Annotated in this window: 18 protein-coding genes and 1 tRNA gene; 6 read left to right on the forward strand and 13 right to left on the reverse strand. The window is 63.9% G+C overall.

The features are described 5' to 3' along the window. Positions 1-14: 14 nt before the first annotated feature. Positions 15-872, reverse strand: a complete 858-nt coding sequence (locus ACUWEX_RS09220; protein WP_079727805.1) for a LysR substrate-binding domain-containing protein — start codon at positions 870-872, stop codon at positions 15-17. 163 nt (positions 873-1,035) lie between these two features. Between ACUWEX_RS09220 and ACUWEX_RS09225 the strand changes: the two genes are divergently transcribed. The 3 genes from ACUWEX_RS09225 (at position 1,036) to ACUWEX_RS09235 (ending at position 7,260) form a co-directional block, all read left to right on the forward strand. Then, complete coding sequence (locus tag ACUWEX_RS09225) at positions 1,036-2,445, forward strand: MFS transporter (protein WP_445996040.1); 1,410 nt, start codon at positions 1,036-1,038, stop codon at positions 2,443-2,445. A gap of 26 nt (positions 2,446-2,471) precedes the next feature. Further along, a complete protein-coding gene (locus tag ACUWEX_RS09230) occupies positions 2,472-4,346 on the forward strand; it encodes a DEAD/DEAH box helicase (protein WP_079727806.1) in 1,875 nt (624 codons plus the stop codon). A gap of 340 nt (positions 4,347-4,686) precedes the next feature. Continuing rightward, a complete protein-coding gene (locus ACUWEX_RS09235) occupies positions 4,687-7,260 on the forward strand; it encodes a CocE/NonD family hydrolase (RefSeq protein ID WP_445996041.1) in 2,574 nt (857 codons plus the stop codon). A gap of 109 nt (positions 7,261-7,369) precedes the next feature. Here the strand turns inward: ACUWEX_RS09235 and ACUWEX_RS09240 are convergent, their stop codons facing one another. After that, positions 7,370-8,662, reverse strand: coding sequence for a GNAT family N-acetyltransferase (locus tag ACUWEX_RS09240; RefSeq protein ID WP_445996042.1), 1,293 nt, complete (start codon positions 8,660-8,662; stop codon positions 7,370-7,372). Between the two features lie 103 nt (positions 8,663-8,765). Here ACUWEX_RS09240 and ACUWEX_RS09245 point away from each other — a divergent pair, with 103 nt between their 5' ends. After that, entirely contained in the window at positions 8,766-9,707 is a 942-nt protein-coding gene (locus tag ACUWEX_RS09245; RefSeq protein ID WP_445996043.1) for an alpha/beta hydrolase, read from the forward strand. A 110-nt stretch (positions 9,708-9,817) separates the two neighbouring features. Here the strand turns inward: ACUWEX_RS09245 and ACUWEX_RS09250 are convergent, their stop codons facing one another. After that, on the reverse strand, positions 9,818-11,410 hold the full coding sequence (locus tag ACUWEX_RS09250; protein ID WP_445996044.1) for an ABC-F family ATP-binding cassette domain-containing protein: 1,593 nt from the start codon (positions 11,408-11,410) through the stop codon (positions 9,818-9,820). Positions 11,411-11,553: 143 nt separating this feature from the next. On the opposite strand from ACUWEX_RS09250, the gene ACUWEX_RS09255 reads away from it, so the two are divergent. Both ACUWEX_RS09255 and ACUWEX_RS09260 read left to right on the forward strand, forming a co-directional pair. Continuing rightward, on the forward strand, positions 11,554-11,874 hold the full coding sequence (locus ACUWEX_RS09255) for a nucleotide pyrophosphohydrolase (protein WP_079727812.1): 321 nt from the start codon (positions 11,554-11,556) through the stop codon (positions 11,872-11,874). After that, complete coding sequence (locus ACUWEX_RS09260; RefSeq protein WP_445996045.1) at positions 11,861-13,588, forward strand: DNA/RNA helicase domain-containing protein; 1,728 nt, start codon at positions 11,861-11,863, stop codon at positions 13,586-13,588. The genes ACUWEX_RS09255 and ACUWEX_RS09260 overlap by 14 nt, the downstream gene beginning before the upstream one ends. Positions 13,589-13,659: 71 nt before the next feature. On the opposite strand, the gene ACUWEX_RS09265 is transcribed toward ACUWEX_RS09260, so the two are convergent. The 10 genes from ACUWEX_RS09265 to ACUWEX_RS09310 form a co-directional block, all read right to left on the reverse strand. Further along, a complete protein-coding gene (locus ACUWEX_RS09265) occupies positions 13,660-15,498 on the reverse strand; it encodes an ABC1 kinase family protein (RefSeq protein WP_445996046.1) in 1,839 nt (612 codons plus the stop codon). A 5-nt stretch (positions 15,499-15,503) separates the two neighbouring features. After that, on the reverse strand, positions 15,504-16,052 hold the full coding sequence (locus ACUWEX_RS09270) for a PadR family transcriptional regulator (RefSeq protein ID WP_077053006.1): 549 nt from the start codon (positions 16,050-16,052) through the stop codon (positions 15,504-15,506). 104 nt (positions 16,053-16,156) lie between these two features. Then, entirely contained in the window at positions 16,157-16,504 is a 348-nt protein-coding gene (locus tag ACUWEX_RS09275; protein WP_445996047.1) for a VOC family protein, read from the reverse strand. Between the two features lie 276 nt (positions 16,505-16,780). Beyond that, positions 16,781-17,983 carry a hypothetical protein gene (locus tag ACUWEX_RS09280; RefSeq protein ID WP_445996048.1) on the reverse strand — a complete coding sequence of 401 codons (1,203 nt, stop codon included), beginning with the start codon at positions 17,981-17,983 and terminating at the stop codon, positions 16,781-16,783. Between the two features lie 218 nt (positions 17,984-18,201). Then, positions 18,202-20,586, reverse strand: a complete 2,385-nt coding sequence (locus ACUWEX_RS09285) for a hypothetical protein (RefSeq protein ID WP_445996049.1) — start codon at positions 20,584-20,586, stop codon at positions 18,202-18,204. A gap of 1,275 nt (positions 20,587-21,861) precedes the next feature. Continuing rightward, positions 21,862-22,575: a hypothetical protein gene (locus ACUWEX_RS09290; protein WP_445996050.1), complete on the reverse strand. Its 714-nt coding sequence runs from the start codon at positions 22,573-22,575 to the stop codon at positions 21,862-21,864. Between the two features lie 851 nt (positions 22,576-23,426). Further along, positions 23,427-23,798: a tyrosine-type recombinase/integrase gene (locus ACUWEX_RS09295; protein ID WP_445996051.1), complete on the reverse strand. Its 372-nt coding sequence runs from the start codon at positions 23,796-23,798 to the stop codon at positions 23,427-23,429. A 166-nt stretch (positions 23,799-23,964) separates the two neighbouring features. Beyond that, positions 23,965-24,315, reverse strand: a complete 351-nt coding sequence (locus ACUWEX_RS09300) for a hypothetical protein (RefSeq protein WP_445996052.1) — start codon at positions 24,313-24,315, stop codon at positions 23,965-23,967. 680 nt (positions 24,316-24,995) lie between these two features. Continuing rightward, positions 24,996-25,072: transfer RNA gene (locus ACUWEX_RS09305), tRNA-Pro, on the reverse strand. A gap of 76 nt (positions 25,073-25,148) precedes the next feature. Beyond that, on the reverse strand, positions 25,149-25,781 hold the full coding sequence (locus tag ACUWEX_RS09310) for a hypothetical protein (RefSeq protein WP_445996053.1): 633 nt from the start codon (positions 25,779-25,781) through the stop codon (positions 25,149-25,151). Between the last annotated feature and the right edge of the window lie 45 nt (positions 25,782-25,826).

Here is a 25,826-nt window from a genome sequence, read left to right on the forward strand (position 1 = left end):
GTACGCCGCGCACCTCACGCCGCGCGGCTCACCCCGCGGCTCACGATGGCCGACTTCAGCGCCTCCACCGAGTCCTGCGCCGCCGCCGGATTCGCCATCAACACGTAGTCGACGTCGCCGAGCTCGGGCAGTGTGAAACGATTGCTCACCTTCACGAGGTCGGCGGGAATCAGCGCCTGCGGAAAAACGGCCACGCCCATCCCCGCCCGCACGGCAGCCAGCACCCCGTTCACATCGCGCGTGTTGCAGGTGATGCGCCACGTGCGCCCCGCCGCCTCGAGCGCCTCGATCGCCATCTGCCGGCTGAGGCTCGGCCCCTGATAGGCGATGAGCGGCACGGGCGCGCCGTCCTCGATCGTCATCTTCTCCTGCCCCACCCACACCATCGAGTCGCGGGCCACACGCGTCGATTCCGTCTCGTCGCCCGCGCTCTGCTTGATGAAGATGAGGTCGAGGTGCCCGGCCTCGAGCCGCCGCCGCAGCGGCCCGCTCTGGTTCACGGTCAGCTCGAGGTTGATCTGCGGATACAACTGGCGAAAATGCCTCAGGATGCGCGGAAGCTGCGTGATGGCCAGGTCGTCGGCCGCACCGAAGCGCAACCGCCCCTTCATGGCCGAGCCACTGAAGTAACTCTCGGCCGCCGCATGCGCCGCCAGGATCGTGCGGGCGAAACCGGCCATGGCGTCGCCGTTGTCGGTCAACCGCACCTCGCGCGTGTCGCGCACGATGAGCGTGCGCCCGGCCGCCTTCTCGAGTTTGCTCATCTGCTGGCTCACGGTGGGCTGGCTGAGGCCCAGCTGCTGGGCGGCGCGCGTAAAGCTGTGCGTCTCGGCGACCACGAGCAACGTCTTCAGAAGGATGGGATCGAACACGGTGCACCTCTCGGGGCGGGCGGCGCGACATCCGCTCGCATTGATAAAACCAATGGCAGTAATAGTAGCCATTGAGGGTCCGAATAAACAGGTGGCGTTTAGCGTTGAATCAGTATCTAGACCTATACGTAACCAGCCGCCTCCTTCCTGACCAGAGACATCCGTGACTTCTTCTCCTTCTACCGCAACTGCCGCCGCCTTCCCTCCCACCGAGCCCCTGTCCGTCACCACCGTGCGGCCGCCGTGGAAGCACACCTTCATCGCCCTCTCCATCCCCAACTTCCGCATCTGGACAGCCGGCAACTTCGTCGCCATGACCGCGGGATGGATGCAGCGCATCGCCCAGGACTGGCTCGTGCTCGAGCTCACCGGCAGCGCGACGGCCGTGGGCATCACGGTGGCCATGCAGTTCGCGCCCATGCTCTTCTTCGGGCTGCTGGGCGGCGTCTTCGTCGACCGCTACTCCAAGCGCATGCTCATGATGATCACGCAGTCGATCTTCGCCGTGCTGAGCTTGGGGCTCGCGGCCCTCACGCTCTCGGGCGCGGTCGAGGCCTGGCACGTGTTCGCCATCGCCTTCGCCACGGGCATGGTCACCGTGATCGACAACCCCGCGCGTCAGGTGATCGTGTCCGAGCTCGTCGGCCACCGGCACCTGCGCAACGCCATCAGCGTCAACTCGTCGGTGTTCCAGCTCGGCGGCATGATCGGGCCCGCCATCGCCGGCGTGCTGCTGCTCGCGGTCGGCGCGGGATGGGCCTTCGCCATCAACGGCGTCGCGTGCATCCTGGTGGTCGGCATGCTGACGCTGCTGCGCACCTCGCAGATGACGCGTCTCGCACCCGCTCCCCGCACGAAGGGGCAATTGCGACAGGGGCTCAGCTATGCGGTGTCGAAGCCCACGATCGTCTACCCCGTCATCCTGGTCGCGGTCTTCGCCGTCTTCGGGCTGACCATGCCCGTGCTGCTCGCCTCCTACGCCGACGAGGTGTTCAACGTGGGCGCCGGCGGCTACGGCCTCTTCAACTCGATGGTGGCGGTGGGCGCGCTCACGGGCGCACTGCTCTCGACGCGTCGCGCCTCCATCCGCCTGCGCACCATCGTGTTCGGCGTGTTCATCACGGGTGTGCTGCAGGCTGCCGCGGGTCTCATGCCCTCGGTCGGCTTCTTCGCCGCCATCCTCGTCACGGTCGGGATGTCTGCGCTCCTGTTCCAGACCGCCAGCAACTCGCTCGTGCAGCTGTCGTCCAACGTGGGCATCCGCGGTCGGGTCATGTCGCTCTACGTGCTCGTGCTCCTCGGCGGCCAGGCCATCGGCGGACCGCTCATGGGCTGGATCGTCGAAACGTTCGGCGCCCACATCGGCATGATCGTCTCGGGTGCCATGCCTGCCCTCGCGGCGGCCATCGTCGGCATCGTGCTCGCCCGCCGCGGCCAGCTCACACTCGAGGTCGAGGTGCACCGCGCCCTCCCCCACGTGCACATCGTGGCCCGTTCCGGAGCCCGTTCGCGCAGCCGGGCACAAAGAATCATGAGAGATCAGACCCTTTCGGTGCGGCCGAAAAGGCGATAAGGGGTGCGACACACTACCGTTGACTTATGAGCACAACCGACGCCGACGCCACAAGCGAAGCAACATCACCTACCGACGCCCTCACCTTCTCCGATCTCGGCCTCGATGACGCAGTACTGAAAGCCCTCAAGACGGTGGGCTACGAGAACCCCTCCGCCATCCAGGCAGCCACCATTCCGCCGCTCCTCGCGGGCCGCGACGTGGTCGGCCTCGCCCAGACCGGCACGGGAAAGACGGCCGCGTTCGCGCTGCCCATCCTCAGCCGCCTCGACCTCTCGCAGAAAGCCCCGCAGGCCCTCGTGCTCGCGCCCACCCGCGAGCTGGCCCTGCAGGTCTGTGAAGCGTTCGAGAAGTACGCCGCCAACCTGCGCGGCGTGCACGTGCTCCCCGTCTACGGCGGCCAGGGCTACGGCGTGCAGCTCAGCGCGCTGCGCCGCGGCGTCCACGTCGTCGTCGGCACGCCCGGCCGCATCATGGACCACCTCGCCAAGGGCACCCTCGACCTGTCGCAGCTGAAGTACCTGGTGCTCGACGAGGCCGACGAGATGCTCAAGATGGGCTTCGCGGAAGACGTCGAGACGATCCTCGCCGACACCCCGAAAGAGAAGCAGGTCGCGCTGTTCTCGGCGACCATGCCCTCGGCCATCCGCCGCATCTCGAAGCAGTACCTGAACGACCCCGAAGAGATCACGGTCAAGGCCAAGACCACCACGTCGGTCAACACCACCCAGCGCTACCTGATCGTGTCCTACCCGCAGAAGGTCGACGCCCTGACGCGCATCCTCGAGGTCGAGAACTTCGAGGGCATGATCATCTTCGTGCGCACCAAGAACGAGACCGAGACGCTGGCCGAGAAGCTGCGCGCCCGCGGCTACTCGGCGGCCGCCATCAACGGTGACGTCGCCCAGGTGCAGCGCGAGCGCACGGTCAACCAGCTCAAGTCGGGCAAGCTCGACATCCTGGTCGCTACGGATGTCGCAGCCCGAGGCCTCGACGTCGAACGCATCAGCCACGTCGTCAACTTCGACATCCCCATCGACACCGAGTCTTATGTGCACCGCATCGGTCGCACGGGCCGCGCCGGCCGCTCGGGTGACGCCATCAGCTTCGTCACCCCGCGTGAGCGTCGCCTGCTGACCGCCATCGAGAAGGCCACGCGCCAGCCGCTCACCCAGATGCAGCTGCCGTCGGTCGACGACGTCAACGCCACGCGCCTGTCGCGTTTCGACGACGCCATCACCGAGGCCCTCTCCGACCCCGAGCGCATCGAGCGTTTCCGCGACATCGTCGCCCACTACGTGCAGCACCACGACGCCCCCGAGGCGGATGTCGCGGCGGCCCTCGCCGTGGTGGCGCAGGGCGACAGCCCCCTGCTGCTGTCTGCCGAGGACGAGCGCGCCCAGCGTGCCGCCACCTTCGACAATCGCGACTCGCGCGGCGGCGACCGTGACTCCCGCGGCGGCGGCAACCGCTACGACCGCGATTCCCGTGGCGGAGACCGTGACTCGCGCGGCGGCAACCGCTTCGACCGCGATGGCGACCGCGGCGGTGACCGCGGCGAGCGTCGTGAGCGTCCCGAGCGCCGCGACCGTGGTTCGTCGGGCCCCATGGCCACCTACCGCATCGCGGTCGGCCGCCGTCAGCGCGTCGAGCCCCGCCAGATCGTGGGCGCCCTCGCCAACGAGGGCGGGCTCAGCCGCGAAGACTTCGGTCACATCGACATCCGCCCCGACTTCTCGCTCGTCGAGCTGCCGGCCAACATGTCGTCCGACACGCTCGACCGCCTGAAGGACACGCGCATCAGCGGCCAGCTCATCGAGATCCGTCCCGACCGCGGCGCCCCCGCCCGGGCCCGTGACTTCGACGGCGAACGCCCGGCCCGCAAGCCGCGCCACAAGTAGCACTCGCGCTATCCGCACGATCAGCCCCGCCCCGGTTCGCCGAGGCGGGGCTTTTCGCATCCTGCGACGACGAAGGGATGGAATCACCCATCGAATGCGCTTTTCGGGCCGTTAAGTTCCAGGCAGGTTTCCATTCGAGCCGAAGTGTTACGTATTCGTAAACGTTCTCAGAATTACCCCCGATTGAGGGTATTCAGGAGCCATGACTTTCTTGAGAACTTCACAGACTCCACAAAGATCCAGACACAGGCCGGCGGAACAACAGCCCCAGAACCGTGCCCGGCGCGTCACCATCGTCGGTGCCCTCGCCGTGGCCGTGATCGGCAGCACACTGGCCCCCGTGACCGCCCAGGCCGCGACCCCCGCGGGCATCTCGGTCGTCGGCGGCAAAACCGAGGCAATCTTCGACTACGAGACCGCGGTGCGTGAGCGCGTCTTCATTCCCGTCGAGGGCGTCGACCAAGACCGGGATGGCGTCACCGACGTCACCGCGATCGACATCATCCGGCCGAAGGAGAGCGACGGCGCTCTGAAGGTTCCCGCGATCATCGACCCCAGCCCCTATTACACGACCGTCGGGCGCGGCAACGAGTCCCAGCTGCTCACCGACAACGACGGCGACGGCGCCGCCGACCTCTTCCCGCTGTTCTACGACAACTACTTCGTGCCGCGCGGCTACGCCGTGATCCACGCCCAGATGAACGGCACCGGCAACTCGACGGGCTGCCCGATGCACGGCGGCGAGGGCGACATCAAGAGCATGAAGGTCGTCATCGACTGGCTGCAGGGACGCGTCCCCGGCTACGACGACGAGGGCGCCGCGCAGACGGCCGCCTGGCACTCGGGCAAGGCCGCCATGATCGGCAAGTCCTACGACGGCACGCTCTCGAACGGCGTCGCGGCCACGGGCGTTCCCGGCCTCACGACCATCGTCCCGATCGCGGCCATCAGCGATTGGTACCGCTACTCGCGCACCAACGGAATCCGCCACAACACCAACTACCCGGCGGGCCTCTCGAACAACGTCACCAACCCCGACCGCAAAGACCTGTGCGCACCGACGCGCGACGAGATGAACCTGGTCGACGGCGACGAGACCGGCGACGTGAACGCGTTCTGGGACGAGCGCAACTACCAAAACGACGTCGACAACGTGAAGGCATCCGTCTTCGCGGTGCACGGCCTCAACGACGACAACGTGCGCATGAGCCAGTTCGGCGAATGGTGGTCCGCCCTGGCCGAGAACAACGTGCCGCGCAAGGTGTGGCTGCCGCGACTCGGCCACGTCGACCCGTTCGACGCCCGCCGAGCCGAGTGGGTCGACACCCTGCACAAGTGGTTCGACTTCTGGTTGATGGACGTGCAGAACGGCATCATGTCCGAGCCCCAGGCCACGGTCGAGATGCAGCCGAACGTCTGGCAGGATGCCGCGAGCTGGCCCGCCCCGGGAACCGAGAACGTCTCGGTCAACCTTGCCGGAACCGAGGCCGGCGCCGCCGGTGACCTGCTGCTCGCACCGGGCACGGGCGCCGAGACGCTGACCTTCACCGGCCCCGCGAACGCGCCGAACGAGACATCCCTCATCACGGCCCCCGAGGGCCAGCAGGGAACGCGCCTCACCTTCCTGTCCGAACCGCTCACGAAAGATCTGCGCATCTCGGGCACGCCCATCGTGAACCTGTCGGCGTCGCTCAGCCAGGGCCAGTCCAACCTGGCCGCGATGCTCGTCGACTACGGCACGGCCGCGCGCACCCCGCGCGGCACGGGTGACGGCGTGCAGAACACCGCCAACCGCTCCTGCTGGGGCGCTCAGTCGCAGTACGACAATGCCTGCTACCTCGAGGTCGAACGCCGCACCGCGACGGCCGACTTCTGGCGCGCCAGCCGAGGCGTGCTCGACTCCTCCAACCGCGACACGCTCGTCGACGGCCAGGCCACACCCGTGACGCCCGGCCAGAAGTACGACTTCGAGTGGCCGCTCGAGCCCTACGACCAGGTGTTCCCCGCCGGTCACCGCATCGGTGTCGTCGTGACGACGAACCTGTCCGGCTTCGTCGCCGGCACGCCGAGTGCGACCGTCACGGTCGACGCGAAGCAGTCGAGCATCACGCTGCCCGTCGTCGGCGGTCTCGCCGCCGCTGCGGCCGCTGAGGGTCTGGGCGCTCCGGCCCCCAGCACCCTGAGCTTCGACCTGGGCGGCCAAGGCACGGCCATCGAGCCGCAGACCGTGGCCTACGGTTCGGCCCCCGTCGAACCCGCCGAGCCGACCGACGACGACCGCATCTTCGCGGGCTGGTTCGCCGATGCCGGCTTCACGGTTCCGTTCGACTTCACGGCGCCTCTCGCCGCGGATGCCACGGTCTACGCCCGCTGGTTCACGGTCGCCCAGGCGACCACGACGGTCAAGGTCACGGCGAGTGACACGACGGTCGACCAGGGTGACACCGTGACACTCACGGCCGAGGGTTTCGACGCCGACGGCACCTCGCTCGGCGACGTCACCGACCTCGCGACCTTCACGAGCTCGGTCGCCACCGATGTGATCGCGGGCAACACCGTCACGTTCCCGACGGCCAGCCCGCACACCCTCACGGCGACGGTGGGCACCGCGACGGGCAGCGTGCTCATCGAGGTCACCCCCGCGGCCGTGCCGACGCCCGACCCGACGGCTCCCCCGGTCGACGGCGGCGCGACGCCCGCTCCCCCGGTGACCGGTGACCCGGCCGCGCAGCCGCCCGTGCTCATCGGCGGGTCGGGCCTGCCCGTGACGGGTGCGGCCGGAATGATCCCGCTCGGCACGGCGGCCGCCGTGCTGCTGCTGGCGGGTGCGGCCTTCATGATGCTGCGTCGACGTCAGCGGTTGGCTGCCGCGTCGACGACGGCTGACGGCTCGTCGTCCTCCGAGGAGGTGTAGCCGCGGCTGCGGCCTCGGGCTGAGCACGACGCCCGACACCTTCGGGTGAGACACGGATGCCCCGACCAGCGCATTGCTGGTCGGGGCATCCGTTCGTTCCGGCGACGGTCTAGAAGTGCGAGATGCCGTAGACGGGGGCCGTGGGCGCGAGCAGTCCGCGTAGGCGCAGGACCGCGCCGGGCGTGCGCTCGTCGAGCAGGCCGGCTGCGCGCAAGGTCAGAGGGTCGACGCCGCCCAAATACAGTGACGCCAGGGCGGGGGCCTCGAGTGAGACATCCGGATTCGCGTTGTCGTCACGCTCGACCCGCGCCGTGCCGCCGGAGACGCGCAACCGATAGGTGCCCTCGGCATAACCGAGCGCGTCGGTCACGGCCAGCACGATCTCGCCCTCGCCGACATAGCTGCGCGCCTCGAAGGCTCGCACGACGTCGAGGATGCGCAGCCACAGCAGGTCTTCGATCTCGGTCGGCTTCACGAGGCGCGCGTCGGTCAGCGCCCAGCGCAGGGGTCCCTCGGCCGGGGCACCGTTCCATTCGACCCGGTCGTTCAGGTCGATCGAGGCGAGCAGGTCCCAGAGGCCCAGGTAGGCGTCGTCGTTGGTGGCGACCAGTTCGATCACCTCGAGCGTCTGGGTGTCTTTGTAGACGTCGCGGATCTTGTAGGACACGTAGCCGTCGATGGCACCCGACGGGTCGTAGTGCACGGCCGCATTGATCGTGAGGTCTTCGTCACCCTTGTCGTAGCGCACGCCGCTGATGTGGTCCCAGTGCCGGTTGTGCTGCTCGACCGAGCCGGGGTGCGTGGCGTGGAACTCGGCGAACACGGCGGGTGCGATCTCGGTCAGTTGCGCGGCCTCGATGAACTCGGAGCGGCCCTTCGGCGTGCCGAGCAGCTTGAAGCGCGAGTCGGTGATCACGCTCACATGGTGCAGCCAGGTGGCGGCGCCGAACCCGAAGCGGCGGTAGATGGTGGCCTCCGACGCGGTCAGGGCGGCGACGGCGAACCCGGCGTCGGCCGCGGCGCGCAGGTTGTCGGTCATCATGTGGCGCAGCATCCCCTTGCGCCGGTGGGTGGGGCGCACCGTCACGTTGGACACGAGGTGCACGGGCAGCAGTTCGGGGGCGCCCACGTTGAGCGTGCTGGTGAACGACGAGAACGTGGCGACCGGGATGTCGGTGCCGAGCGCGTGTGTCGGAACGCTGCGGGCATACACGCCCACCAGTTCGCGACCGTCGGCAACGAGGTCCTGTGCAGCGTCGTCGAGTCGCTTACCGGTCAGCCGGGAGTCGTGGAATCCTCGCGCCTCGGCGTTGAGCCACGCCGCCGTCGCGGGTTCGGCCCCACCCTCCGGCGTGACTGCGGCGGGGAAGGAACGGACGTCGTACTCGTCGAGAAAACCCATATATCCATCGTAGGGCGGATGCTGCCACCCGCGCTCGGCCCATAACCTGAGGATGTATGCGCATACGTGCGCCCTGTTTCCAGACCCGAACCCGGAACGAGTAATGAAGAAACCTCTCAAAGTCACCCTGATTGTCGTCGGCGTCCTCGTCGCGATCCCCGTCGTCTTCGTCGGCACGACCGCCACCGTCAACGTCGTCGCCACCAATGTGGAGGCCGCCGACCGCCAGGTCTACGGCCAGCTGGTCGACGTCGATGGCAAGAAGATGAACGTTGTCGACCAGGGTTCGGGCGAGCAGACCATCGTGCTCCTGCCGGGCCAGGGCACCGCCTCCCCCGCCATCGACTTCGCGCCCCTCATCGACGAGCTCGACGACAGCTACCGCGTCATCACGGTCGAACCGTTCGGTTACGGCCGCAGCGACGACACCGACACCCCGCGCACCACCGCCAACATCGCCTCCGAGGTGCACGAGGCCGTCTCATCTCTGGGCGTGGACGAGTATGTGCTCGCGGGCCACTCGATCGCCGGCATCTACGCCCTCGACTACGTCGAACGTTTCCGCGACGAGGTCACCGCTTTCGTCGGCATCGACACCAGCGTCCCCGGCCAACCCGGCATGGATGCTGACCTCCCGCTCGGCCTCTTCGGCACGCTCAAGAACCTGGGGCTCGTGCGCCTCATCGCGGGTCTCAGCGACGACCCCTACGCGGGCACGTCCTACACCGCCGCGCAGAAGGAGCAGCTGGCCCTCTTCGCGAACAAGAACTCGATGAGCCCCACCATGCTCAACGAGATGGAACACATCGCCCCCAACTTCGCCGAGGCCGAGAGCCGCACCTTCCCCGCCGACCTGCCGGTCCTCCTCTTCGCGCAGCAGAACAACACGGGCGTCGAGGGCTGGGCCGAGCTGCACGAAAAGCAGGCGGCCCACGCGGAGCGCGGCGAACTCATCCTGCTCGACGCGGATCACTATCTCCACCACACGAAGTCGCCCGAGATCGCGGAGGCGATGAAGCAGTTCCTGGGTGGGGCTGCGGCCTAACGTTTGCCGGGCTGGGCCGCTGCTCGAATGTGCGGCGACTCAGCCCGACCGGTCGCGGTTGCTTATATAGCCGTCGTGACAGCCGCAATTGAGACTGCGGCTGCGGCTGCTTAAGCCGCGCGCACCGTAATCTCGCCCGGCTCGGAACCGGCGACATCGAACTCCAACACATGGTTGGCCACCTTGTCGGTGAAGAACCGGTCGTGACTCACGACCACGACAGCGCCCGGGAAGTGCACGAGCGCACGCTCCATCACCTGCGTGCTGGCCAAGTCGAGGTGGTTCGTCGGCTCGTCGAGCAATAGAACGGATGCCCCCGACAGCAAGCACTGCGCCATCGCAACACGAGCCCGCTGACCGCCTGACAGCTCGCGGATGCGCTTCTTCTTGTCGGCCTCCGAGAACTGGAACATGTCGAGGAAGCGCCCGACCGACTTGCGGGTTGCAGTCAGGGCGAGGCTGTCGGGGTAGGCGTTCACGGCGTGGGTGACGGTGTCGTCGTCATCCAGCTCGTCGAGCACACGGTTGTAAGAGACGACTTTCACGCCGCCGGCCCACGCCGCGCTGCCGGCATCCTGCTTCTCTTCGCCCGTGAGGACGCGCAGCAGGGTGCTCTTGCCGCTGCCGTTAGCGCCGAGGACGACGATACGGTTGCCGCGGCGGATCTCGAGGTCGAGCCCCTCGAAGAGCGTGCGGGCGCCGTAGGACTTCGTGAGCCCGACGATGCGGCACAGGACATCCTTGACGTGCAGACCCGAGTAAATCTCGGTGATGATGTCGTCGACGGGCCGGGGCGCGCGAGACTTCTTCACGTTGGCGAGCTGTTTGCCCAGGCCCTTGCTCGACGCCTTGGCGGCCTCGCGACGGTCGGCGATGCCCTCGGCCTCGAACGCCAGCAGCTCGTTCTCGTGTTTGAACTGCGCCTCGAGGGTCTTCAACCGGAATTGCTTCTGCACGATGTATTCGGCGAAGTTGCCCGGGTATTCGTGCAGGTGGAAGTTCTCGACCTCCACAATGCGGGTCACGACGGCGTCGAGGAATTTGCGGTCGTGCGACACGATGATGGCGGCGCCCTTGAAGTCGCGGAACCAATTCTCGAGCCATTCCACGCCGGCCACGTCGAGGAAGTTGGTGGGCTCGTCGAGCAGCAGGATGTCGGGCTCCTCGAGCACGATCTTCGCGAGGGCAGCCCGGTTGCGCCATCCGCCGGACAGCTCGTCGATCGCGCACGTGCGGTGCGCCTCGGTGAAGCCCAGCGTGGTGAGCGCCTGGTCGATCTTGCGCGTGTAGTCCCAGCCGTCGAGGCGTTCCATCTCGCCGAACAGTTCGGCCTGGCGCTCGATCAGTGTGTCGAGCGCTCCCCCGTCGGCCCCTTCGCCGATCGCCAGGTCGATAGAGGCCAGCTCATCTTCAACGGCGTGCACGTCGGCGAACAACGCGTCGAGCACCTCGGTGATCGTGGCGGTGCCATCCAGCTCCGAGAACTGAGAGAAATAGCCGATCCGGATGCCCGCCTCGACGCTCACGGTTCCCGAGTCGGGTTGCACCTGATCGAGCACAAGTTTCAGCAGCGTAGTCTTGCCCGACCCGTTCCGCCCGATGACGCCGACGCGGTCTTTGTTCTCCAACCGAAAAGACGCCTCCCGCAGGATCTGCGTGTTCTCGTACCGCACCTCGACATCATTCAAACGAACCAAGCTCACGCCGGACGCCCTCTCACCTTGTGTATTCACGCCGGACTGGGCGAACCGCAGAAGCGGGGTCCAGCCATCCGGAAAGTCGTCGGGCTGCGCCCGCTCCCCCCAAGGCTATCCAGCATTAGCTGAACCATTGCTACGGTGTCACTGTGACCGAGTCTTCCAGCAAGGATGCCCTGCGCGCCTTCGTGGCCGAACGCGACTGGGCCCAGTTCCACACTCCCGAAAACCTGGCGAAGAGCATCTCGATCGAGGCCGCCGAGCTACTCGAGTGCTTTCAGTGGAACTCCAACGCTGAGACCGCAGATGTCCAGGCCGAATTGGCCGATGTGTTGACCTACTGCTTCCTCCTCGCTGACCGTCTGGGCGTCGACCCCGATCAGATCGTGCTCGACAAGCTGGCCGTCACGCGCGCAAAGTACCCGGTCGAGAAAGCTCGCGGTCGAAGCGACAAATATGACCAGCTTTGAGATCGAGCGCCTGAGCTTTTCTGCGGCGCAGCAGAAGGCATGGGCCGAGTCCGATGAACGGCACCGCAACTGGCCGGTCGTCTACACGATCGATTCGGGCTCGGCCGGCGCTCAAGAGATCTATGTCGGCGAATCACTCAACGTGGCCAGTCGGATGCGGCAGCACCAGCAGACCGGAACCAAATCGCACCTCACCGACGTCCGACTTGTCGTCGATGAGACCTTCAACAAGTCGGCAGCCCTGGACCTCGAGTCTTACCTGATCCGGTATTTGGCGGGCGACGGGCGTTTCCGTGTCCTCAACCGCAACGACGGCATAACGGATGCGGAGTACTTCGGCCGGCAGGGCTACCAGGCGACCTTCACCGAAATCTTCGATGAGCTGTTCCAGCAAGGACTGTTCACACGCACGATCCCCGAGATCGTCAACTCCGACCTCTTCAAGCTGTCGCCATTCAAGTCGCTGAACGTGGACCAGGCGGCCGCGGTCGAGGACATCCTGGAGGGACTGTTTGCCGATCTCCGCTCGCATACCGCCAGCATGAGCGTGATTCAGGGCGACCCCGGCACCGGCAAGACAATCGTGGCGATCTACCTCATGAAGCTCATTCGAGATATTGCCGACTCGACCGGCGCCGAAGACCTCGACGCCGATTCGGTGTTCTCCGAGTTCTTCTTGGGTGACTCCCCCGAGCTGTTGCGCGATCTTCGCGTCGGCCTGGTCGTCCCGCAGCAGTCGCTGCGCAAATCCATCGAGCGTGTTTTCAAGCGCACCCCCGGCCTCACGACAACGAGGGTCATGACACCGTTTGAGGTCGGCGGCGATCCCGGACATTTCGACCTTCTGATCGTCGACGAAGCGCACCGACTCAACCAGCGCGCTAACCAGGCCTCTGGCCCGCTCAACAAGAAGTTCACCGAAATCACCGAAGCGCTTTTCGGTTCGAACGACCTGCATAAGACGCAGCTCGACTGGATTTTGGAGAAGAGCACGCACCAGATCTTTCTGCTGGATGCCGCGCAGAGCGTTCGTCCCGCCGACCTCCCGCCCGCGGTCGTCGAGAAACTGGTCGCCACGGCACGATCGGCCTATCGCCTGTACCCTCTGACGTCGCAAATGCGAGTCGCTGGCGGCAGCGATTACATCCGCTATGTGCGCTCCATGCTGACCGCCGACGCCCCGGAACCGCAGGCATTCGACAACTACGACTTCCGCCTTTTCGACAACCTTGGCGACCTCCGCACCGAACTCGCGGAAAGAGAAGGGCAGTTCGGTCTCGCCCGTCTGCTCGCCGGCTACGCCTGGAACTGGAACAGCAAGAACGACGCCTCTGCGGTCGATATTGAGATCGACGGCATCGAGTTGCAGTGGAATCGAACGCAGAAGGACTGGATTAATTCGTCGACCTCGGTATTCGAGGTCGGTTCCATTCACACGGTCCAGGGCTACGACCTCAACTACGCAGGCGTCATCATCGGGCCCGATCTGCGGTTCGACGTCGAGCAACAACGCGTCGTTTTCGATCGCGCGCACTACTTCGACAAAAAGGGCAAGGAGAACAATCCTGCCCTCGGGCTGGTCTACACCGATGAGGATCTTCTGAAGCTGGTTCGCAACATCTACGGGGTGCTGCTTACACGCGGGATGCGGGGCACCTACGTCTATGTCTGCGACGAGCCGCTCCGCGAATACCTCCGCAAATTCTTCATTTAGGCGCCGACGTCCACGCGCTTCGAAACACCGCGCTTGGTGCGTGCCGCAGCGTCTTGAGCAAAGTCGGTTCGTCAGACCCCTCGACGGCCGCCAAATAGCGCGTGCAGCAGCGGCAACACCGACACGCACATCAGCACGGTGCCGAAGACGACGTCGTCGGCGCGGACGATGGCGCCCGCAACGAGTAGTCCCCCGAACAGCACAGCTGAGACGATGCGGCGGGCCGTGCGCTCGATTCGGGCGACCCGGCGCTCGAGGCGCGGACTTTCGACAGAGAGCGTGCCCTGCTCGAAGCGGGTGACGAGGCCGTCGAGGCGGCCGGGCAGCCGCACGGCGAGGGTGGCTGCATCCAGGGCTTTGCGGCCGAGGTCTTGCACCACGTTGCCGCGTTCGTCGCGGATGAGACGTTGGGCATAGGGCTCGACCGAGTCCCACAAGTTGAAGGCGGGGTCGAGCGAGCTACACACACCCGACACGAGCGACATGGCGCGGATGATGAGCAGGAAGTTCTCGGGCAGCTGGAACGGCAGCGACCGCACCACGTCGCCAAACTGTTCGGCGAAGTCGCGGAATTCCCGCGGATCGACCTCACGTAGCTCAGCGAACCCCATGCCGCCGAAGCGGGCGAAGAGCTGCGTCATCGCGCGCTCGAGCTCGTTGGTGTCGGCGGTCGGCAACAGCACACCCACATCACGGATGGCGTCGACCAGACCCTTGCCGTCGCGTGAGGCGGCGGCGATGAGTAGTTTGCGCAGGCCACTCCGGGTGTTGCTCGGGACCTCGCCCATCATGCCGAAGTCGATGAAGGTGAGCTTCCATCCGCGTGTGGCCGCGGCATCCGTGCCCTCTGCCGCATCGGCGAGGCCTGCTGAGCCAAGCCCTCCGGCCGCGCCTGCCGCAGAGGAAGCATCCGACCCCGCGCCAGCACTCGAACCACACCGCGCAACCGGCGTGACGAAGATATTGCCGGGATGCGGGTCGGCATGGAAGAACCCGTTGGTAAAGAGCTGATCAAACATCACGGCCGCAAACACGGGCGCAACCTCAGCCGGGTCAATCCCAGCATCGCGCAACGCCTCGCGGTCATTGATTTTGATAGCGGTCACGTCCTGCAACGTGAGCACGCGTCGGGTCGTCCGCTCCCACACGATGGCGGGGACATCCACGCGGTCGTCACCAACGAAGTCCGCCGCAAAACGCTCCGAGTTGGCCGCCTCGTGCAGGTAGTCGATCTCTTCGAGGCTGGTGGCGGCAAACTCTTCGACGAGCGCGGGCATGTCGACGCGGTCGTAGACGAGGCGCACGTGGCTCAGCCATCCGCCCACTTTGCGCAGCGCTTTCAGGTCGACGTCGACGATGGTGTCGATGCCGGGGCGCTGCACTTTGAGCATGACGTGGGTGAGCCCTGAGTCGGCGGCGGCGATGGGTGTCAGCTGTGCGCGGTGCGCTTGCCCCAGGGATGCGGCGGCCACGGGAATTTCGTCGACCCAGGTGAACGCTTGCCCGAGTGGCACGCCCAGTTCGCGTTCGGCGAGGGCGCGGATGGCGGGGAACGGCACCGGCGGCACCTCGTCTTGCAGGCCTTCGAGTTCGGCGGTGATTTCGGGTGGCAGCACGTCGAGGCGCGACGACATGAACTGCCCCACCTTGATCATGAGCCCGCCGAGGTCGACCGCCAGCACATGGAATTTGCGAGCAAACTTCTTCATGCGCCGCGTGCGGGTGCGTTCGGCGATTTTGTGCAGGCCGATGCGCGGTAGGAACAGCTCGTAGAACCAGGTCACCGCGAGGTGGTAGCTGGCGAACCGCAGGATGCGGCGATAGCGGGCTTTTGTGTTTCCGGCGCCCGCTCTCGCCGCCGCCTCTGCGTCAGCTTCGGCGTGTTGTCGACCCGGCCGAGCCGATGTCACCCCGGTCAGTCCTGAGCGAGGATCGAGTAGAGCCGGCGGCGTGCCTCATCGAGCACGTCCACGGCCTGCTTCACCTGCTCGGGCGAACCGGTGCGGCCCACCTGCGCGGCGGCCTGCGCGAGCTCGACGCCGGCCTTGGGCAGCGCGGTGAACCCGGTCTTTTCTTCGCTGGCGGCGCTCTCCCAGGGGGCCGATTCGGTGTGGGATGCGGCAACCTCACGCCCGGCCTCGGTCAACGCATACGTCTTCCGCCCGTTCGATTCTTCGGCGCCGATGAGTCCTTCGTCGCTCAACAGCTGCAACGTCGGGTAGACGGAGCCGGCGCTCGGCTTCCAGCTGCCGCCGCTGCGCTCTTCGATTTCGCGGATGATCTGGTATCCGTGCATGGGACGCTCGGCGAGCAGGGCCAGAACGGCCGCGCGCACGTCGCCGCGACCCATGCGGGTGCCGCCGCCGACGCGCTTCTCGAAGTTGGCGCGCAATTGCTCCATCGTCTGCCACATGCTGTCGGCGTTGACTCCGCCGAAACCACCGGTCGGGAACGAACTAGCCATGATGTTCTCCTCGCATAATTGGATGTCGAACGATACTTAACGATATGTCGCTCACGCTCGTGCGACAAGGGCTCGTCGGTCACGCACATCCAACTCACGGCCAGCTAGCGCGCGGCGAGAATGCAGAACTCGTTGCCCTCGGGATCGGCCAGCACCACCCACGACTGCTCCCCCTGCCCCACGTCGACGCGCGTCGCGCCGAGCCCGATCAGGCGGTCGACTTCGGCCTGCTGATCGTCGGGCACCCAGTCGAGGTGCAGTCGGTTCTTGACGCTCTTCTGATCGGCGACTTTCACGAACATGAGCGTCGGCGTCTGCCCGGGCGCGGGCGCGAGTTCGACGCCGTCCTCATCTTCATCGATGACCTGCCAGTCGGTCGCCACCTCCCACCAGCGGGCGAGAGCGGATGGTTCGCTGCAGTCGATGACAACTTCTTCGAGGCGGAGGGACATGTGCACACCATAAAGGGGACCGAAACTCAAAGCAAGGTTGGTGTTAGTCGCCATGTCGCGCGCACAAAAACGGTTCTAACGACTGCGACGGCCGCAAACACCATAGTAAGCAAATTAGGACGGAGCGGAACATGGATGATCCGTCGATTAACGGCAACAATCCTCGCGTTCCCCGACGGTCGTTCGTGCAGGCTCGCCTGCCAATTCGGCTAGCATGCCTTGAAATTATCCCGCAGCCGGCCTGAAAAGGCGACGGCAGGCAAGCCTGCCAAAAGCTCACTGGGACGGCACGCGAGTCGTCGTTAGAACGGCTTCAAGAGAAGCGAGATTGCTATGCAGCTGGACGGGCAGCTTGAGCCTCGCAGCCGCCTGACGAAGTAGCGCGATCGTGCCACGCTCACCAACAACGTGATCCGAATAGGCGGCGGCCGTACTTAGATACACGAGATCCGTCAAATCGTTCGCCTCCCAGGGCGAGCCTGCGAGTAACTTGTCCACCATTGCAGCTCGGAAGAGAGATATCCCTGGCGCTCCGATTTCGACACTGTCCCACGTGGCCCTGTTCCAATAGCTCATTTGATCAGGCGTGAGGCCGACCTCGAAAGCAGCCTTCGACACCTCGTTGGTCGTATCAGAGAGCGCGAACACGTAAGCAGCACGACGGCGCTGTTCTTTGGTCCGCTGCTTCTCCCCAGATAGCCACTCAGAAAACTCTCGTACTCGATCTACCCAACCATCTAGATTGCCGCGTGGTGTAGGAGCACGGTCCATCATGCATGAAACGTAAACTACAGCCGAAAGCAACATCTGATGGATCCACTCCCAGCCGTCAGGAACGATATCCAAGGAGTGGTTGGACCGTACATTCCGCTTCTCAGAATCCAGCGCTGCGAACGGAGCAAGCGTAAATACATCTGGAAAGCGCTCACTGGACAGGCCTGCGGATGCTCGAAGGGAAGCCCGAAATTCGGCCGACCGAACCTTGAGAGGATCGAGCATTTGCCAGCCACCGCTGCCGGAGAAAATTGTGTCCACCAACTCTAGTCGCCCACGCTCATTGGACCAGGCCGCCGTTTCCGAGAGGTGAGCAGCAGAGAAGGGAAGAATAACCTTTTTCGCCTCAGCTAGCTGAAGAAGCGCGCGAGCGGCGTTTCCTTCCGCGGCTCGTGAGACCCTATGTGGAGCGAACACCTGTTTACTCAGAGTGCTCCAATGGTTCTGATCGAGATATACAACCGGCCGGCCCTTGAGGGGTGCCCAGTTGCTGGGCGAACCTACCTCCCAGTTGTACACAAAGCCAGCGCCGCGTTCGAATATGAGGCGCTTCGACCATGGTCGATACTCGACCATGGTCATGCCGAGGACGGAGTCCTTGAAACCGTCGGGAGCTGGAAATCCGACAACCCGACCACTACCGAATTTGACAGCGAAAATGTCGTCCTCGCGCCACTGAACCGCGCGGATCAGGCTACTTGCCAAGGGCCCACTTCATCCTCTTGCGGTAGGTGTCGACGCAATCTCTGTCAGCGCCCCGTGCTCGTGCTGACTGGCGCCATGGCCAAATCGCCAGTACCGCCGACGTATACACCGCATCGCAGAGCAATGACCTAGCGCTGCCTGGAACACTCACGCGCATCTCGCCACTCTTCCGTTCGAACATCCCGTTGCGCGCTACCATGAAACAACCGGCCACCTACTTATCCATGTTTTTTCTTGCGGCGTGGTTGAGTGCGCTGGCCACTCATCGCTTTCTTCACCTGTTCAACTGGGCGAAGGGCAGATAACGGAAGAAGCTTCTTAGCGTTTGCTAGCTCGGACGGGCTTAGGTCGTTGGGGACTGTCTCCGAATACACGGCGAACATCTCGCCGCTTGCTCCGTCGAACGCGAACAGGGCTCCTCGCGCCAATCTCAGCTGATGCCCCTTCACTCGAACGTACTCACGCATCTCACGCTCCCAGTCGTGGCGGCTCTCTTCCGTTGGACACGTAGCCCAGACGAGTAGCCAGCCACCGTCGCTCAGGCTCTGGACTGGAACGGTGACGCTTCGCCGGAGCGTGCCTCGATCTGACGCACGGACTACGTCCCTGCCATGGCGAGACATTTGCTGCTGAGTTTTCCGATCTCCGGAAAGAAGAGTTGCCGCGATTGACGTCCTTCCAAATGCACCCAACTCATCCATCTGTTCGACGAGTTCGTCGAGAGGACTAGGGGTCCTGCGCGGCTTGCTAGGGGCCGACGGCGTCCGCGATTTTCCCGCACGAACGCGAAGGAAGTCCTCTTGATACCAAGCATCTAATGGATCCGTCCGGCTAGTGACTACACTCGGGATCTGTTTGCGCCAGCGATCGAGCTCGGCGGGGGTAGGCTCCGGTAGGAAAGGGAATGCCGCGCGCAATTCATGTGGATCTTCCTCGACGTACAACCCAGCTTCGAAGAAGTACAGAAACAGATCTAGCTCGTCCGGTGCCGTATAGAGGACTGTAGCGAGCGGGTGGCGACGTCTGCGGAGGTAAAGGAGAAACTCGGCTGGGTGAGCGGATAGCTCCGCAATGAGGTCCAGATCGTGAATAGAAACGGTCCACGGTACGGATTCAGTTGCGATCAGGCCCGCTTGAACGAGCTGCGCGGTTGCCGTGGACGTGGAGGTTAGATCGTCTAGGCTAACGGCAACTGTGTGAAACTCACGAATGTGACTCAGGTCGATCCAGCCTTCTCCGTGAATACGGAGCCCTCCATCTGCCTGGATGCGACGGACGAGACGATCAGCTTGCTCGGACGCTTTAGTGATGATGCCAGTTAGGTCCTTTTGCAACCGGAAACTGGCCCCGGAACGGGACTGAGGACTCAATGCAACGGCTTTGTCCTCGATCACGATCGCCACGTCGTCAAGGACGATCAAATGGTCACCCTCCACCCGCTTGCTATATCCAACCGGATCAGCTTGCCGCTCGGCCTCGGACGCTGGGACGTAGTAGAGGAGCGAGTGCCATGCGCATGCCGGTCCGACCAATCGCTCGAAGGCCTGGCGGGTGCGTTGCTCGAGCAGGGCTCCTCGGTGATTCTGATACTGCTCCCAGCCTGCGCTTGATCGTAGAGCGGACTCCAAGCGCTCCCGGATCGCCCCCTGCGTCAACACCGGGTGAATGAGCAGTGCTCGCGAGGACTTGGTCCGCACGACGGGCGACACCCGTAAGGGGTTGTTGCCCGAAAGAAACGCCCGCACTTCCTCGTCAACGTTCTGAGTCACGTCAGGACGCCAGGTGAAGGCATCCAGCACGTCCATGACGACCTTGTCAGCTAATCCGGTCGAGCGGACGAGGTCCGCTACCGAGACAGACGCGGCGGCAGAATCGGGGTTGCAAGCGCGATCAAACTTCTTGGCCGCCTCCGCTATATCCTCCCGTGATGCGATTCCGAGCTCGTGACGACGTCTGGCGGCGTCCATAGCTCGGAGACCTGCTTCTTGACGACGATTCATGTTCGCGACTTGAAGGTCATGTAGCGCGCCCAGGACGGATATCGCCTCTGGAGCACCGAAACCAATTGCTTCACGCAAATTAGCGTCAACGGTTGGCTCGCCGAACAACGTTCGCGTGGTTGTTTCTAGGAGCTCAGAGTAGGAGGACCCCCTCATCATAAGCTCTGAAGCTTGCAGCTTTGCGCCGATCAACGCCAGCGGATTTGTAGGCTCGGCACTGATCGTCGCGCGAATCATTCCTAGACGGAGCAATTGTCCGGCGATCTCCAGACAACTTTCGATAATCTCCCCAGGCCGTGATGCGGTCGTGTTTGAGAGATTAGACTTACTCGCAACTATCGCGACGAGTTCGGTGCAACTCCACCCGTTCTCTACGCCGGCTTGATAGACCGGCTGACCGGCCTGCCATGGAAAGGCACAAAGGCGACTCTGCTCGATGACCTCGATTGGGTCATGCCCTCTTATCAATTCGACCATAGTTGCGATCGCATCATCGATCTGACCGTCAAGCGCCTCTAGAGGTCTCTCCGGATCGAGTGCGTCGATCGTGGTGGTAAGTGCGCTCACGGTTTGGTTGATCACCTCAGCGTGGATATCTCTCACAGTGGTCCTTCGAATCGAGATTCAGCAAAGTTGACGGGCAGGCTTGGACGTCTCAACTTGAAGTGATTGGGGTCGACCAGCAGGTTCTGAAGTGGAACCGCTGTCGCGCTGTACTTCACCATGCGGCCACTCCATCTGACAGCCCGACGGTCGAAGTGCCCGAAAAGCAGGCTACCTTCCCTCGGGCCCCGTAACCCTCTTCAACTCCTGAAGAGGGTTACCTCCCGCTCGCAGGTGCTTCAAGTCAAGACTAGGAAACAGTCGCGATGTTACTGCTGAGCAATCCGATATTGTCGGGAAAGGCGCAAATGCCGCGACAAATGTCCCGAGAAGCCCCATTCTTCGAGAGAGTTGCGGGAGTCCTGCTCCGCTAGCAACTGATCACCGAACGGCGCGAGTGGAAACAGCTTCTTCACCTGCCTCAGACTTACTGACTTCGAAGTCCTTCGAGAGAATCGAACAATGCCATCGACAACAGAAAACGAAATACGGCGCCTCCATCGGCTAGCGTTAGTCTTTCGCTTTTTCGCGGTCTGTTGGAGCGCCGTCACCGTATTGACCTTTGGTTTACTGGCCGTTTGGCCTCAACCCAAATTCCAGGAAGCCAGCCCCTTTTTCTTCGGAGCGACTGTTCTCTCGATTTTCTACACTGCCGCCCTGATATGGCCGGTGAAGCCAGATGTGCGATACCGTCTTCCTCGCATTGAGATGGTTCTACGTTGGCAGACCGCGACTGGGATCACAATTGCATTCGCACTTGGCTTCGTGGTTCGCGCTGAGCTCCAGACGTCGTTCTGGCTTTATGGGACTTACCTGGTCCTTTCTGCGATTTCTCTCCTTTCCGTAAGCCTGGTTTCCAAAGGCCTACAAAAGCGGTACGTAAAATTGGACGACGAGGCACGAGAAGCCGAGCTGGACGATCTAGTTGCTCGAATTGCGGCAAACACAGCCCGTCAACTACGTACCGCAATGCCTGAGCTTCTAGCTCAAGCTAATACTGAGGCTGGGACTGCTCTCGACCAACGTGCTCCTTTCGATCCAAGGCCATGGATATGTCGTGTTCTGAGGAAGCCTTAGCGCTGGTGCGTTGAAATGGCATAGGCCAGAATCGGGACCGTCGACCTCAATAGGGAGGTTCTCGGTCGGCTCGTTGAGATCAAGTTGCAGTCGACCGCGTCTACGCCAGCATTGTTCCTTCATTGGAGCAGTGATCGGCAGATCGAGGCAACGTCAAAGGCCCGACAGGCAGTCTTGCGCATCGCCATGAGCGGAACGTCACTCGATTTCAGCGAATGCGACTAAGTCCATCTTGTCCTGGAATTGCCGCCTGACTTCGTCTTGAACTAGGGCGCCTTGCACCCGTCGGTGGTGCACTACTACCCTCGCGCCGAGTTTGAAAACTTCTTGCACCGCGTTCGGCACGACCCAGCCGTCCGATAACATCAAGCGCTCCGGCGCATATACGTGCACGGTCGAACAACCTTCAAGCTCATCTAATTGAGCGTCGTTTAGTTCTTCATGTTCAAGCTGCACAGAGCACGGATCAAACGGGGATGCGTAAGCGCGGGCGCATACGCGAATATAGATCCCGCCGTCATGCACTTCGGCATTAACCTCGAACCGCTCACCCAAATCATGCGCGAAGGCCTCGAGACTCTTAGCCCCACCCCCGGGTCGGCTCTGAGACCGGAGTTGTTCGAAACCGAACTCTTCGTCTTGAATGAACACTTCGGCCGTGTTGTGGTTCGTCGTGATGAAGATCCCTGAACCGGAGCCGTGCTCGAGCGTGTTTCGAATCATCTCCGCGAACAACATCCACACGGCATGCTCGGCCTCCTCTCCCCAGACAGCCAATACGCCGCCGTCCGTGAGCGCGTTGGCGAGGTCTTCTCGCCACGTTAAGCGAAGCCGGTCATCCCAAGCCTCAGCGTTGTTAAGTACATGAATGGTCGCTGAATGGCGAACAAGGAAGCGAGATCCGAGGGACACTTCCGGTCCATACAATTGTTCGCCTGCACGTTCCTCCGCTCGGAGGCGGTAATCGATAAGCGTGCGAGGGCTGAACCTTCCGTCATCCTGGTCGATGATCCGACCATGCGTCCAGCACATCCAAACCCCGTTCTCGAGGTCGGTTCGTCCAACACCAGGTGGTAGGGGAAGGGAGGAGCGAGGGCCTCCACCAGATGCCGGGTAAATGTGGCATGCCATGCCGGCACTGGCAACGGCGTCGTATCCACTAGGACCAGTCGTCGGATTCGAGCAACCCGGATATGAACACCGATGTCCTGCTCTCGCGGCGAGCGCGTTTCGCACCGGACGGGTGAATTCCTCTCGCGTCACTGCGTCCCCGTTTCACTTGAATGATGCACTCAATCCTTGATCCTATCGGCGATCGCCTGGCTTGAAATTTCAGTCCTGCATCGTTTGTTTAAGGTACGCACCTCGCGGAGGTGCGTCGCATTAAGGTGATCATTCTTCAACCCTCAACGCTTGGAGCAACGCTTTTGGTGTCTCGCGGAGGGTTCCGCCTTAGCCGATGGAGCCATAGCGAACCCTCGATCGTGGGCGCACAATGGAAGGCAGTTCTGAGGAGGCCCGCGTGTTGCATCGAGGACTTGATTCTCGGGCTTCCGGCACAACTCCATAAGAGATGATGGTGCCACCGTGATCCGTGGTCGACACTCGCCGGAAAAATCCAAGAAGACGCGCTGTCGCCACCGGAGCGGCACCGTATAGCCGACATCCATCGCGAACAACCGGTGAGGAACGCAGCTGTGGCCTGGGCCACTGATCCGCTGAAGAGCTGAGGAACCACCGGGCGGAACCGTGCTGCCACCGCATCAGCATCGCGGACACTCTTCCGCCTTCGCGAATGCTCGGTCGAGGAGTGCGGCCCTGGCCGGGTCCACCATGCCGCTGCGTTGAATGTAGTGCTGCACAGCGATTTTCGTGTCCGTGTGGCCGAGCATCTCTGAGGCTAGTTCGATGCAGGCGTCGGTGCTGACCGCTGTGACAACCGTGCGGCGGAGCATGTGCGGGGTCACTCCCTTGATGCCCGCTCCCTCGAGTACCTGTCCCAATTGGGGGCGCACGTTCGCGGTCGTCAGCGGCGTGCCGCCCCGGGACGGGAACAGCAATTCGTCCAGGCCGAGACTCTCTACCTTGGCTAGCCGCCGGCGGACCGCGTGGGCGGTGAAGGTGGGTATGGCCACGACGCGGGTGGACCTGGCGGTCTTGGGGGATCCTGCCGGGCACGCGGATGGAGGGCACAGGGCTAGTGACGTCGACGTCCGGGCGGCGGACCGCCAACAACTCGATGATCGCACCGAGTTGGCCGTCGGGCTTCGGCCCGGAGATGTGGTCGGCCGCACTCTCCCACTAGGCGATCGCCGGGCGGATCATGTTCACCTCGGGGGCCGTGAGCGCATCGGGGATGTGCGGCTCGCGGTGCAGGCGGCCCACGTAGTCGCTCGGGTTGCGAGGGAGGACCTCGTACCGCACCGCCAGTTCCGAGGCAAGCCGCAGCACCACCCGGGCCCGCTTGGCGCGGCCGTAGGAGAGCTTCGCCAACTGTTTAATGAACTGGCCGCACCGGGCGGCGCCGATCTCGCGCAGCGTGAGACTGCCGAACGCCACAGAGACGAGGGTCCGCATATTGCGCTCGTACCGGTTCCGGGCGGTTTTGAAGACCCGGCCCTCCACATCGATGCCCATCAACCAATCGGCCACGAGGTCTGCGAACAGGCTATCGGGCGTCAGGGTGCTGTCGGTGGGCCGGTGAGTCGGAAGAGGGACCGCCCGGCCAGCTTCGCTTTCAGCGCGCCCTTGGCTGCCTTGGCGGCGGCGCCGGTGGCCTGCACTTGGCGCGCTCGGCCGACCCAGTCGCGGTAGCGGGTCCGTGCCTCGAATCGGCCGGATGGCATCACCCGCGTGGTGATGTCGCCGGAGGCGCCGATCGTCAACCGCGGCCAGGCCATTCAGTTCACCGCCGATCGGAGTGGCCGGTTGGCTGGATGGTTCCCGCTGCTCGGCGAGCCAGGCCCGCACGTCGGAAACGGCGAACTCCGGATGTTTGCCGAACCGGTAGGCCGTCGTGGACGCGCCGGTCGTAGACCGTGGAGAGCGGTATGCCGAGATCGGAGTCGTTCGGCGACGTCCATCAGGGGTTCCAGACCCCATGCGTTGGTCGGAGGAGAGGTTGGATGTTCTTGTGGATGATCATACCCATGAGGTTCGCACGCGGATTCCGAATGATCGGAGCGGACCCTGAGCAACGTCAGTGCGGCGGACTGGGGCGCGGTCGCTGTGCTGTGCCGTGCCGTGCCGTAGAGTACAAGGACGGTTGCTAATGGGGTAGTCAAATCCGTTAACCTGAAAGTCCCGGAAACTCGTGAGTTTCCGGGACTTCATGGTCGGGCTGACAGGATTTGAACCTGCGACCCCTTGACCCCCAGTCAAGTGCGCTACCAAGCTGCGCCACAGCCCGAAGTCATCCACCGCGAGCGGCGAAGACAACTTGATAATCCTAGCGGATAATTTGGGCGACTGTGTGCCAGGGTCGGTTACCGCGCGTTCGGTTCGGCGGGAGGGTCACGGTGGGCGGTTGCGTTCTCGAGCAGAACGGAAGTTTGGGCCAGGGCGTTGAGGATCCAGCATTCGATGGCGAGCGCGGCCACGACGGTGGCGAGCGGCCACAACAGCTGGGAGCCAGGGGTCGTGAGCGCGAAGACGAACCCGGTGATCTGCACCAGTGTGACCAGCATGAACATGGTCAGGATGGCGACGTAGTTGCGGCGTTGGCGTCGCACGACCGAGATGGCGAGGGCGCGGCGGGCTGGATCGATCCTCTCCCCCGCGGCCGGTGGCGCCTTCTGCAGGGGCGCGAGTTCGTCCGGAAGCGTACTGCCCGCGGAGAGGCCGTCGGTGCGATTGTCGCGTGTGAACCAGGAGGTTCCGAAACCTATGAGGACGAAGAATGCGGCAATACCGGCGAGGATGCTGGCGAAGAAGTCCGACGAGAGCGGCGCCGACTCGGGCACGGGGATCAGCGACACGACACCGTAGACGAGGGCAGACGCAGCGACGACGGTCACCACCCCGGTCACGACGCGGCGGCGCGTGAAGAAGAGGGGCGCGGCGACGCGGTAGACGCGCCATCCTTCGCGCCACCAGGTGATGCGGTGCGTGCCGGTCACTCAGGGGTCCTTTCGGTGAGCGGCGGGGCGTCTGAGGTGCTCGAG

The sequence above is a fragment of the Okibacterium fritillariae genome (genome assembly GCF_052783725.1).